We start from the raw sequence: 12681 nt of genomic DNA on the forward strand, positions 1-12681 counted from the left end.
ACTACATCATACAAGGGGGAGGAATGAGAGGCGTTTATACAGCTGGAGTATTAGATTTATTATTAGACGAAAAAATAGATATAAAATATTGCGTAGGAGTATCAGCAGGAGCATGTAACTGTATTTCATATATTTCAAAGCAACATAAGAGAAATTATAGAGTAAATTTAAATTATATAAATGATAGAAGATATTTAAGCTTTAGCAATTTAATTAAAACTGGATCAGCTTTTGGTATGGAGATGCTATTTAATATTATACCAAATGAATTAGAGCCATTTGATCATGAAGGATTTAAAAATTCCGGAGCTAAGTTTATAGTTGGAGCAACAAATTGTAAAACAGGACTTCCTGAATTTTATCATATTAAAGATTTTAATGAAGATGGATATGATGCAATAAAAGCATCTATTTCATTACCATTAGTTGCTAAAGTAATTGACTTTGATAATAAAAAGCTAATGGATGGTGGAATAGCTGCGCCAATACCAATACAAAAGGCAATAGATGATGGAATTAAAAAGCATGTTGTTATACTAACTCAGCATAAAGGATATAGAAAAGGCAAAAACAAGATGATGCCTATAATAAAAAGAAAATATAAGAATCATCAAGGGCTTATTAATGCCATGGAAAATAGATATAAAATATATAATGATACATTAGATAAAATAGATGAATTAGAAGCAGAAGGAAAATGTTTTGTTATAAGGCCAAGTAGTCCTTTAGAAGTTAGTAGATTTGAAAAAGATAAAGAAAAATTAGAAGCAATTTATAATAAGGGATACGAAGATGCAAAAAAGTTATCAGCTGATTTGAAAAAGTTTCTTGAAATTTAGTTAGAAGAGAAGTATATATTATCAAGTTTAAGGCTATAAAAATTATTAGAGATAAAATTTTTTGAGAATGTATAATATATTATAATATGGTTCAATGATAAAAACTCCAAAATAGCCTTTGGAGTTTTTATTTAGCTTAGTTTAATGTATATTATGCTTATTTTGAACGCAAATAATAGTGTTCTCCTTCATATACCTTGCCTTCACTGAAGTCCATTTTTAATAATGTTTTTCGTCTTTCAACAGCTTTAGGTATTGCCTTAGTTGCAATTATATCAACCTTAAACAAATCAAAAAAATTCTCGTTACAAACACTAAATATTTCATTTAAGTTATTTTCACTTTCGTATTGAGAAGACACATCAACTCGGAGTATTCCTGTTTTGATTTTATATTTACCAACATAACCAAACATTTCTACTGTTCCAATAGCTTTAGATAGTGATTTATCTATAATTGCAAAGCGTATAAATTCTTGTTGAGAATATGCATATATCCAAGCTCTTATGCATTGTAACATATCCTCAATTGTGTAAATACAGAAATCACCTGTACACCTATCAGAGTTAAAAAATTTTTGTGCCTTATTATCAGAATAACATTTAAGTAGCCCTTCAGAATCTTCTTCCGAAACGAGTCTTATAATAAAAGTTTCCGTTTCAAAAGTAGGACATATTTTGTATGGGTCTTGCATAAAAATCCTCCTCATAATGTAAATAATATAACTTATAATTTAATTATATAACATAAGAAATTAATAATACCATAATAAAATTTTCATATTCATATCTGTAATACTATATCTAAAGGCATCTTTTGTCTTTAAAGAAAATAAATGAAAAATTATAAATTCACAATAAGTTATTAATTGTTATTTGTAAAATATTAATTAACATAAATGTGATATAATTACCTATATTATGTAAATATTTGAGGTGATATTATGAAGATTTTTCATATGGGAGATTGGCATATAGGAAAGCTTGTTAATGGATTTTATATGACAGAAGATCAAGAATTTATAATAAATCAAATTTATGAAGCAATTGAAAAGAAAAAACCAGATGTTGTTATAATTGCAGGTGATTTATACGATAGGTCAGTTCCACCAGTTCATGCTGTGGAACTATTAAATAAAACTATGAGAAAAATAGTTAAGGATTTAAATACTAAGGTAATAGCTTTAGCAGGAAATCATGATAGCAATGAAAGAGTTGAATTTGCAAGTTCATTATTATGTGATAGTGGGCTATATATAGTTGGGAATTTAAAAAGAAAAATAGAGAAAATAGTTTTAGAGGATGATCATGGAAAGGTTAATTTTTACCCAATACCATATGCAGATGTACCAGTTGTTAGAGACTTATTTGAAGATGAAAATATAAAAAATCATGATTTGGCTATGAAAAAAATAGTTTCTGAAATATTAAATGATTTTAATGAAGATGAAAGAAATATTGCAATTGCTCATGGTTATGTAACTCAAATGAAAGAAGATAACTTTGAAACTTTAGAAGAAAGTGATTCAGAAAAGCCTCTTTCCATAGGTGGAACTGAGTATATTAATTCAAAGCATTTTGAAAAGTTTAACTATACAGCACTTGGACATTTGCATGGACCTCAAAAGGTTGGAAGTGATAAAATAAGATATTCAGGCTCACTTATGAAATATTCATTTTCAGAAGTAAATCAAAAAAAAGGTATAACAATTGTAGATATAAATGAAAAGGGAGATATAGAGTTAGAAATTTATAATTTAAAACCTAGAAGAGATTTTAGAATAAAAACTGGAACATTAGAGGAAATTATTAAAGGTTTTGATAATTCATCTGAAAATTATGAGGATTATATTAAGGTGATACTTAAAGATAAAGGTGAGCTTTTAGACCCAATGGCAAAGCTTAGAAGTATATATCCAAATGTTATGGAGCTAACTAGAGAAGAAAGAGTTTCACGAAATAGTAGTAGGAATGTAGCAACTAATATAAAAGAAAAATCTAAAATAACTTTATTTAAGAATTTTTATGAAGATATAATGGATGAAGTTTGTAGTGAAGATGAGATGAATATTATTGAGCAAATAATAGAGTCAGCAGAAAAGGGAGGAGAGTAAGGTGAAGATAAGAAAACTAGTAATAACAGGTTTTGGACCATATGCAGAAAAACAAGAATTAGACTTTGAAGCAAACCTTGATGGTAAGAATATGTTTGTTATTACAGGTAATACGGGAGCTGGAAAAACTACAATTTTTGATGCCATAAATTTTGCTTTATATGGAGAAGCAAGTGGTAGTGAAAGAGATGGTAAAAATTTAAGAAGTGACTTTGCCGATAAATCAACTCCAACTGAAGTAGAACTGTGGTTTTCACTTAGAAATAAGGATTATTATATAAAAAGATCACCACAATACTTTAGAGCTAAGCAAAGAGGTGATGGATTTACAGAAAGTAAGCCTTCTGCTGAAATTAAAATTGGAGACAAAACAGTAACAGGACCAAAGGAAGTTACTAAATTAATTGAAGAAATATTAGGAATTACATGTGAACAATTTAAACAATTAGTTATGATTCCACAAGGTGAATTCAAAAAGTTATTAAATTCAGATAGTGATAAGAAAGAAGAGATTTTTAGAAAAATCTTTGGAACTAAAGTTTTTTCAGATATACAACAAAATATAAAAATAGAAGCTAATAATCTCAAAAAGTCTATAGAGCAAATACAAAGAGATAGAGAAAATAGAGTAAAATCATTTTTATGTAGAGAAGATGATGATGAACTAAGAAGAATTATAAATGCTAAGGATTTGAATATAGAATTAATACTTTCAAAGTTTGAAGATGCAGTAAATAAAGATGAAGTTGAAGAAGATTTAATAAAGAAAAATTTAAAAGATATAAATTTAGAAATTAATAATATCTCAAAAGAGTTAGTTTTAGCCAATGATATAAATAAAAAAATAGATAATTTAGAAAAATATAAATTAGACTTAGATAAATTAACTTTATTAAAGGATGAATATAAAACTAAAAGTATAAAATTAGAGAATGGTAAAAAAGCTGTAACAGCCTTAAGTTTTGAAGATAAATATAGAGAAAAGAAAATAGCATTACTTAGAGTTGAAGAAACCTTAAAAAAAAGTATAGAAGATTTAGAGAAATATAAAAAACAATTTGAAAATGCAGAAAGAAATTTAAAAATAGAAAATGAAAAAGAAGAATTAAAAAATGATTTAAGAAAAAAACTTGATGAAATTGAGAAATTAAAAGAAAAATCATTAAACTATCAAAGTAATAAAGAAAAGCTTGATAAACTAAAAAAAGAATCACAGCATATTATTGAAAGAATTAAACAAATTGATGTGGATAGAAATAAGAATAATGATTTAATAAAATCATTATTAGAAGAATTAGAAAGTATTAATAAATTAAAAGAAGAAAAAAATACATTATATATAGAAGAAATAGCTAATACCTCTAAAAAAGAAAAACTTAATAAACTTTTAAGCTCATTAGAAAAGTATAAATTAGAAAGTCAAAGACATTTAAAGGGAACAGAATTTTATGAAAAAGCAGATAAAGAATATAAAGAAAAGAAAAACAATTATGAGAAATTAGAAGAAACTTTTAGAAGAAATCAAGCAGGGATATTGGCAAAAGATTTAATGGAAGGAGAAAGCTGTCCAGTTTGTGGATCTATTCATCATCCAAAGCTTGCAGTTATTGAAGCTGATAGTATAAATGAAGCAGCTGTAAAAGAAGCAAAGGTATTAGTTGATAAGCTGTATGAAAAAAGAGAATCTTATTATAGGGAACTTACTAAAATCCAATCAGAAATAAATTCACTTAAAGATGAAGCTATAAAACCTATATTTATAGAAATATTTAGTGAAGAAAATCTTGAAGATAATGTTGAAATATCTATAGATAAGGTTAGTACTGAAATTAAGAATAATAATAATAATTTAAATAAAATAATTAAAAGAAAACAAGACATAGAAAAAATAGTATTATTAGAATCATCTAAATTAAAGCAAAAGCAAGACATAGAAAAATATACTGAAGAATTAAGAGTTGAGCTAGAAAATAGGAATAAGGAACTATTATCAAAAGAAGGTGAAGTGAAAGCTCAAGAAGTAAACTTACAAAATATAGTTAATGAATTTAAAGGAGCAATAAGAAGTGTTGATGAGTTAGAAGAAGAACAAAGCAAGATAAATAAAAATCTTGAAAAGTTAAAAGAAGACTATTTAAAGGCAGAGAAGGAATTTAACAAAATTAAAACTATTTATGATAAAGAAAATGGAAATAATAATTCATTAGAATTAATGGTTAAAAATTCAAAGATAGAATTAGATGAAGCTCTGAAATTATTTAAAGAAAAAGTCTTACAATTAGGCTTTAAAGATTATAATGATTATTCTTTAAGTAGGATGACAGAAATAGAAATAGATAGATTGGAAAAGGATATAAGTAAGTTTAATATTGAATTATCAAATGCTGAAAAAATTTATAATTTGTCTTTAGAAGAATGTAAGAATTTAAATAAGATTGACATAAGAACTATAGAAGAGATTTTGGAAGTTAAAAATAATGAGAGAATTAACTTAGAAAAATCTGAAAAGGAGATTTACTTAAGAATAAGCCAAAATAAAAAGATTATTGGAGAATGTATTAATTATACTAAATTAATACAGCAAGATGAAGAACGATACAAGACAGTAGGTAAACTTGCAAAAGTAATCAATGGAGATAACCCAAGAAAAATAAGTTTTGAAAGATATGTTTTAGCAGCTTATTTTGAAGATATAATTGAAGCCGCTAATATAAGATTTTCACAAATGACTTGCAATAGATTTGAGCTTTTAAGAAAAGAAGAGTTAGGGGATAAGCGAAAGGGTCAAGGATTAGATTTAGAGGTATTTGATAACTATACAGGTAAATCTAGAGATATAAAAACCTTATCTGGAGGAGAATCTTTTAAAGCATCATTATCTATGGCTTTAGGACTTGCAGATGTAGTCCAAAGTTATTCAGGAGGCATCCAATTAGATACTATGTTTATAGATGAAGGCTTCGGAACCCTAGATCCAGAGTCCTTAGATTCAGCCATTGAATGCTTAATAGACTTACAAGACGATGGAAGAATTGTTGGAGTAATTTCTCACGTTCAAGAATTAAAAGATAGAATAGAAACTAAACTTGAAGTAAGCTCAACAAATAAAGGAAGTAAAGCTGTTTTCAAAGTTTAACTATCTACTACTTTTTTGTTTTACTTCTTTAAGTTTTCAAATGAACATATGACATGAATTTAGAAGCATTTTTCAGTGCACAGTTCACAAGGCACAGTTATTAATTAGTTGAGATTTGAAAATTGTGAACTGTGAGTTGTGCACTGTGAACTAAAATAAATTTGTTTTTCTATATTTAGTAGGGGATATTGATAAGAATTTTTTAAAGATTTTAATAAAATATGATACATCACCAAATCCAACTTCATAAGCAATTTCTGTTATAGATAAATCTGTATCTAATAAAAGTAATGTTGCTTTTTGAATCCTAAAATAATTTATATATTGAGTACAAGTCTTACCTGTTTGAGCTTTAAAAAATCGTAAAAAATGATATTCACTATACTGTGCTATATCAGCTAATTCTTTAATAGATATAGAATTTTTATAATTGATTTGAATATATTTAATAACTTCTTTTAATTTTTCAACTTTAACTAAGTCATTATTTTTATCTTGATCTACATTTAGGCTAACATAATTTTCTTTAAAGATAGTTGAAAAAATTGAAAATAAAGCTCCTTTAATTGATAACTGAAAGCCATAAGCTTTATTATTGTAGCTTTCAATTAACAAATTAAAAGCATTAACTATATTTGAATGTCCTATATCTGATTTGGTCACAACATTTTTAAAAAATAATTTATTTTGGATCATTGGTGTTACAAAATTAATTTGAGAATAATCTAAAGTATTACCTTCAATTAATGAAAGACTAAATACAAGGGCTATATAAGATATTTTTGTATTTTCTTTACCTATCATATAATGGATTGCTCCATTAGGAATAATAATAAAATCTCCAGTAGTTACATTAAATACTTTAAAATCTATGCAAATTTCTGCAGAACCATCAAGTATGTATATAAACTCCATTTCATCATGCCAGTGTGAATAAAAATCAGCTGAATTTCTAAACTCCACGTGATAAACTTCCATAGGTAATTTTAAGTTTCCATGATTAACTTGTTCTTTAAGTTGTAAATAGCTTTTAGTATCCATGATATCTCCTTTTAAAAAATAGAGCAGAATTATTATAATTATAAGCAATTTTAAACGAGAAAAATAGTATTAATAACAGTATAATACAAAAAGAAATGAATTTCAGTATATAAGAATAACTTTAAGGTATGGAGGAGATTATGGAAATTGAGGGGAATCTAAAGAAAGAATTAAAAAGGATAACATGGCCTTTATTTATAGAAAGTGCACTTTTTTCTTTATTAGGTAGCGTAGATACAATAATGTTAGGGCGATATTCTGATAATTCTGTTGCAGCAGTAGGAGTTGCTAATCAAATAATATGGATGTTAAACCTTATGTTTGGAATAATAACAGCTGGTACATCTATTTTAATAGCTCAATATCTAGGAGCAAAAAGTGAGAAAAAAACTATAATTCAAGTTGCAGGAATATCTATAGGTATAAATTCTATTATAGGTTTAATTATAAGCTTCGTAATGTTCTTTGGTGGATCTAGAATGATGAAGCTATTAAATAGCCCTCCAGAGTTAATATATTTAGGAAATCAATATTTAAAAATAGTTGGTGGATTTATATTTATCCAAGCAATAACTATGACATTTACAGCTATATTAAGAGCCCATAGTTTAACTAAGATATGTATGAATGCAACTATTATTATGAATATTATAAACATAATACTAAATTATATACTTATATTTGGAAAACTTGGCTTTTCAAGTATGGGGGTTGCAGGAGCTGCTTTAGCAACTATTTTAAGTAAGATTGTAGGACTAATAATTTTAGGAAAAGCAATTTATGATTTGATTTTAAATAAGCTTAAGATATCTATGTTTAAACCATTTCCTAAAATTCATCTTATAAATATACTTAAGATTGGTATTCCATCAGCTTCTGAACAAATTTCATATAACTTATCTCAATTAGTTATAACGAGTTTTATAAATCTTATGGGGGTAAGTAGTATGGCTGCCAAAAGTTATGTTGGTACAATAGTTTGTTTTAGCTATATATTTGCATCAGCAATAGGGCAAGGAGGAAGTATATTAATAGGAAATTTAATAGGGGGTAAAGAAGAAGGTAAAGCATATAAATTATGTATTTATACCTTAAGAAAGGCAATGATAGTATCAATATCTATAAGTTTCTTAATAGCTATTTTAGGGAAAAGTATTTTAGGACTTTTAACAAGTAGTTCAGAAATAATATATATAGCAGTAATGGTACTTATAATAGAAATAATATTAGAGCCAGGAAGATGTATAAATATAGTTGGAATTAATGGATTAAGAGCAACAGGCGATGTTAAATTTCCAGTATATATAGGAGTATTTTCAATGTGGACATTTGGAGTTGGTTTAGCATATATTCTTGGAGTGAAACTAAATTTAGGACTTGTAGGAGTGTGGATATCATTTGCTATAGATGAATGGTTTAGAGCAATACTAGTACTAATAAGATGGAAAACAGGAAAATGGAAAGGAAGAGGCTTTGTTAATAATTGATAATTAATGACATATTGGTAAGTTTAGAACTCTTAAATTAATCCAGTCTTACTAAATTAATTTATTAATTTTAAAAGTTTTAATTTTTTGGTAACCCTTGTTACCGAATTCCGATTAAAATCCTCATATAATGTAATCAAGAAAGAAATAAATTAAGTTTATATTATCGAGGAGGATTTTTAAATGGAAAATAAAATGTTCTGTTTCCAATGTCAAGAAACAGCAGGTTGTACAGGATGTACTCAATTTGGAGTTTGTGGAAAGTCACCAGACCTTGCTAGAATGCAAGACCTTTTAGTATATACAACAAAAGGATTATCAGAGGTTACAACTAGACTTAGAAAAGAAGGAAAAGAAATTTCAGCTGAAGTTAACCATTTCATAACTATAAATCTATTTACAACTATAACTAATGCTAACTTTGATGATGAAATATTCTATGATAGAGTAAAAAGAGTTTTAGAAATAAAAGAAGAATTATTAGCTAAATTATCAAATAAAGATGGTTTATCAGAAGCAGCATTATGGACAGCTACTACAAGAGAAGAATATGATGCAAAATCAACAGTAGTTGGAGTATTAGCAACTGAAAATGAAGATGTAAGAAGTTTAAGAGAACTTATAACTTATGGATTAAAAGGTTTATCAGCATACATGAAACATGCTAATGAATTAAGCTATGACAATGAAGAAGTAAGTGCATTTATGCAAGAAACTTTAGCTAAGTTATTAGATGATACATTAACTGCAGATGAGTTAGTTGCTTTAACTTTAGAAACAGGTAAAGTAGGGGTAGACGGTATGGCTTTACTTGATAGTGCTAATACTGGAACTTATGGAAACCCAGAAATAACAAAAGTTAATATAGGTGTTGGAAATAAGCCAGGAATATTAGTTTCAGGTCATGATTTAAAAGACTTAGAACAATTATTAGAGCAAACAAAAGGAACTGGAGTAGATGTTTATACTCACTCAGAAATGTTACCAGCTCATTACTATCCAAAATTCAAACAATATGATAACTTTGTAGGAAACTATGGAAATGCATGGTGGAAGCAAAAAGAAGAATTTGAAAGCTTCAATGGACCAATCCTTATGACAACTAACTGTATAGTACCACCAAAGGATAGCTACAAGGCTAGAGTATTTACAACTGGAGCTGCAGGATTCCCAGGATGTAAGCACATAGATGGAGTGGATGGACAAGCTAAGGATTTCTCAGAAATAATTGAACTTGCTAAGACTTGTAAGGCTCCAACAGAAATAGAAAAGGGAGAAATCATTGGAGGATTTGCTCATAATCAAGTATTTGCACTTGCAGATAAAGTTGTAGATGCTGTTAAGACAGGAGCAATTAAGAAGTTCTTCGTAATGGCAGGATGTGACGGAAGAGCTAAATCAAGAAACTACTACACAGATTTTGCAAAAGCATTACCACAAGACACTGTTATATTAACAGCAGGTTGTGCAAAATACAAATATAACAAATTAGATTTAGGAGATATCGGTGGAATTCCAAGAGTTTTAGATGCAGGACAATGTAACGATTCATACTCATTAGCATTAATTGCATTAAAGCTTAAAGAAGTATTTGAATTACAAGATATCAATGAATTACCAATAGCATTTAACATTGCATGGTACGAACAAAAAGCTGTTATAGTATTATTATCATTACTATACTTAGGAGTTAAGAATATCCACTTAGGACCAACTCTACCAGCATTCCTTTCACCAAATGTTGCTAAAGTACTTGTTGAAAACTTTGGAATCGGTGGAATAACAAATGTTGAAGATGATTTAAAAATGTTTTTAGCATAATATAAATATTAAAAGAAGCTTGTTGAACTAATTATTTAGGGAGACAAGCTTCTTTTTACTTTTAGATAATTTATAAAAAGTTTATATGTAGATAACTATTTATAATTTCTTTCCTTCAGTTTTCGAGTTTTAATTACCTAGGATAGAATTTAAAAGTCTATCTTATTTTTTTGAAAATATAATTATGATATAAAGGTATAGGTTTATTTGTGTAGAAATATGATAGAGAGGTGATTTGGTATATGAGATTAGTGAAGAAATTTTACCCGCTTATATTATTTATATTAATAACATGTATAGGGGCTATAAGAAAATATCAAATAAATTCATATGAAGTTAGTGTTGGAAAACCAACAATGACAGGTACATTTACCTTTATGGCATATGGTATTATTGCTATTATTATTTTAATTGCTTCATTATTGATTTTAAGAATTAGCTTAATTAAAGAAAATACAATAAGTAAATATATAAAATTAATATTCATTATTACAGTGATAATTCTTTCTACACCGGCAATAATTGCAATATTAACTTTCTTTCGATGATAAAGTTGAATAACCAATGATTTGTTTACAAAATATGTTATAATTAATAAATCAAATAATTTTTATAAGCTATATAAATTAATAAGTTATTGAGTAAAATATTTATAATGAAGATAATAATTATAGTGAGAGTGAGGGAGATTTAATATGTGGAAATGTGATAAATGCGGCAAAGAGTTCAAGAATACCAACCAAGATCATTACTGTGGTGAGAAACCTAAAACTATTGACGACTATATTAGTATGCAATCAGAGGAATTTTGGCCATTATTAAATCAAATTAGAGATACAATTCGTGAAGCACTCCCATATGCAGAAGAACGTATTTCCTGGAGTTGCCAACTTATTGGAATAAACAAAATATAATTCACTTTGCAGCATTTAAAAAGCATATTGGATTATATCCTGGAGACAAAGCTGTAGAACATTTCAGCCAAAGGCTTACAGAATACAAGACAAGTAAAGGAGCAGTTCAATTTCCTTACAGCAAGCCATTACCTCTTGAGCTTATTACCGAAATAGCAAAGTGGTGTTATGATAGCGGAAATCATAACTAATGAAAAAGTTTGTTTTGTAAAAATTAATAAACTTAGTAGGTTTAAATTAAGTAAATATATATGATAATACAGAAGTGTTAAGAGAAGGTATTTATTTAAAAAATGGATAGATAATATGTAGAGATAAAAAAGTACCTAATTGAGTAAATAATATATTGGAAAAGTAGCTAGTAAAATGATAAATGTTTTGTTAGTTATTTTTTTATAAAAAAATATAATCAAAACTTGATTTTGAAATAATACTGATTAAGATGTATATTGGAAAGTCTAAATTTTTTACTTACGATACGGTGAAGCGTATCTATGGGAACCCAAATTATTAGATCTTAGGTTTATTATTTTAATTCTTTGGTATATAATTAATTTATAAATTAATTTCTAAAGGAGGATTATATGAATAATAAGTGTATCAATTTATATGATATTTTTTTAAAGTATTCCTATACTGATATTATGGAATTGCTTTTAAACTCAAAAACAAAAGAAGAACAAGATTTTTATGCAAATTTATCTAATATCCTATTACAAAGAGAGCAAATGAAAGTTATAGGTAATTAATATGAAAAATTACATTATATTTGCAGGAGTTAATGGTGCAGGAAAAACTTCTATATATAAATCTATTTATTATAATGAAAATATAGATGAAAAGAGAATAAATACTGATGAAATGGTTTCAAGGATAGGACATTGGCAAGATAATAATCTTCAAATTAAATGTGCTAGAGAAGCTATAAAACTAATAAAAAAATATATAGTTGAAGGAATATCATTTAATCAAGAAACTACTTTATCAGGAAAAAGTATTATTAGTAATATAAAATTGGCAAAAGAAAAAGGATTTTATGTTACTATGAATTATATAGGGGTAAAAAGTGCTGATATTGCGAAAGAAAGAGTTGCAATACGAGTAAGAAAAGGCGGTCATGGAATACCAGATGAGGCTATAGAAAGAAGATACTTCGATTCTTTAGCAAATTTGAGTAAAGTCATTAATATATGTCACAAAATTAATATATACGATAATTCAGAAATGTTTAAATTAGTTATGGTTATTAAAGATGGTGAAGTTGTTTGGAAAGATAAGAAAACACCAAATTGGTTAAATATTAATTTGAAATAAGTAGTAGAATCTAGGT

The 12681-nt window shown here is 26.9% G+C and carries 10 protein-coding genes and 1 pseudogene; 9 read left to right on the forward strand and 2 right to left on the reverse strand.

What is annotated here, in order from left to right:
- Positions 1 to 5: 5 nt before the first annotated feature.
- Complete coding sequence (locus tag AAT22_RS03930; protein ID WP_242849786.1) at positions 6 to 839, forward strand: patatin family protein; 834 nt, start codon at positions 6 to 8, stop codon at positions 837 to 839.
- 157 nt (positions 840 to 996) lie between these two features.
- Here AAT22_RS03930 and AAT22_RS03935 read toward each other — a convergent pair whose 3' ends face one another.
- Positions 997 to 1533, reverse strand: a complete 537-nt coding sequence (locus tag AAT22_RS03935; protein ID WP_016207698.1) for a GNAT family protein — start codon at positions 1531 to 1533, stop codon at positions 997 to 999.
- 249 nt (positions 1534 to 1782) lie between these two features.
- Here AAT22_RS03935 and AAT22_RS03940 point away from each other — a divergent pair, with 249 nt between their 5' ends.
- Complete coding sequence (locus AAT22_RS03940) at positions 1783 to 2952, forward strand: exonuclease SbcCD subunit D (RefSeq protein ID WP_047000330.1); 1170 nt, start codon at positions 1783 to 1785, stop codon at positions 2950 to 2952.
- A gap of 1 nt (position 2953) precedes the next feature.
- Positions 2954 to 6088 carry an AAA family ATPase gene (locus AAT22_RS03945; protein ID WP_047000331.1) on the forward strand — a complete coding sequence of 1045 codons (3135 nt, stop codon included), beginning with the start codon at positions 2954 to 2956 and terminating at the stop codon, positions 6086 to 6088.
- 150 nt (positions 6089 to 6238) lie between these two features.
- Here AAT22_RS03945 and AAT22_RS03950 read toward each other — a convergent pair whose 3' ends face one another.
- Positions 6239 to 7129, reverse strand: coding sequence for a helix-turn-helix domain-containing protein (locus AAT22_RS03950; RefSeq protein WP_047000332.1), 891 nt, complete (start codon positions 7127 to 7129; stop codon positions 6239 to 6241).
- Between the two features lie 140 nt (positions 7130 to 7269).
- Here AAT22_RS03950 and AAT22_RS03955 point away from each other — a divergent pair, with 140 nt between their 5' ends.
- The 6 genes and pseudogenes from AAT22_RS03955 (at position 7270) to AAT22_RS03975 (ending at position 12665) form a co-directional block, all read left to right on the forward strand.
- On the forward strand, positions 7270 to 8616 hold the full coding sequence (locus AAT22_RS03955; RefSeq protein WP_047000333.1) for an MATE family efflux transporter: 1347 nt from the start codon (positions 7270 to 7272) through the stop codon (positions 8614 to 8616).
- A 183-nt stretch (positions 8617 to 8799) separates the two neighbouring features.
- Positions 8800 to 10437 carry a hydroxylamine reductase gene (gene hcp / locus AAT22_RS03960; RefSeq protein WP_047000334.1) on the forward strand — a complete coding sequence of 546 codons (1638 nt, stop codon included), beginning with the start codon at positions 8800 to 8802 and terminating at the stop codon, positions 10435 to 10437.
- A gap of 242 nt (positions 10438 to 10679) precedes the next feature.
- Positions 10680 to 10985, forward strand: coding sequence for a hypothetical protein (locus AAT22_RS03965; protein WP_047000335.1), 306 nt, complete (start codon positions 10680 to 10682; stop codon positions 10983 to 10985).
- A gap of 147 nt (positions 10986 to 11132) precedes the next feature.
- A pseudogene (locus AAT22_RS03970) lies at positions 11133 to 11542 on the forward strand (DUF1801 domain-containing protein).
- Positions 11543 to 11935: 393 nt separating this feature from the next.
- Positions 11936 to 12100, forward strand: coding sequence for a hypothetical protein (locus tag AAT22_RS18995; protein ID WP_156174282.1), 165 nt, complete (start codon positions 11936 to 11938; stop codon positions 12098 to 12100).
- A 1-nt stretch (position 12101) separates the two neighbouring features.
- Positions 12102 to 12665, forward strand: a complete 564-nt coding sequence (locus AAT22_RS03975) for a zeta toxin family protein (protein WP_047000336.1) — start codon at positions 12102 to 12104, stop codon at positions 12663 to 12665.
- Positions 12666 to 12681: the final 16 nt, after the last annotated feature.

The organism is Clostridium sp. C8, from assembly GCF_001010885.1.
In the GTDB taxonomy this organism is placed as follows: domain Bacteria; phylum Bacillota; class Clostridia; order Clostridiales; family Clostridiaceae; genus Clostridium; species Clostridium sartagoforme.

Bases quoted from the DNA above. Each gene is read 5' to 3' on its own strand.
- AAT22_RS03935 (WP_016207698.1), bottom strand. From the start codon at position 1,533: ATGCAAGACCCATACAAAATATGTCCTACTTTTGAAACGGAAACTTTT.
- hcp (WP_047000334.1), top strand. From the start codon at position 8,800: ATGGAAAATAAAATGTTCTGTTTCCAATGTCAAGAAACAGCAGGTTGT.
- AAT22_RS03940 (WP_047000330.1), top strand. From the start codon at position 1,783: ATGAAGATTTTTCATATGGGAGATTGGCATATAGGAAAGCTTGTTAAT.
- AAT22_RS03950 (WP_047000332.1), bottom strand. From the start codon at position 7,129: ATGGATACTAAAAGCTATTTACAACTTAAAGAACAAGTTAATCATGGA.
- AAT22_RS03975 (WP_047000336.1), top strand. From the start codon at position 12,102: ATGAAAAATTACATTATATTTGCAGGAGTTAATGGTGCAGGAAAAACT.
- AAT22_RS03965 (WP_047000335.1), top strand. From the start codon at position 10,680: ATGAGATTAGTGAAGAAATTTTACCCGCTTATATTATTTATATTAATA.
- AAT22_RS18995 (WP_156174282.1), top strand. From the start codon at position 11,936: ATGAATAATAAGTGTATCAATTTATATGATATTTTTTTAAAGTATTCC.
- AAT22_RS03955 (WP_047000333.1), top strand. From the start codon at position 7,270: ATGGAAATTGAGGGGAATCTAAAGAAAGAATTAAAAAGGATAACATGG.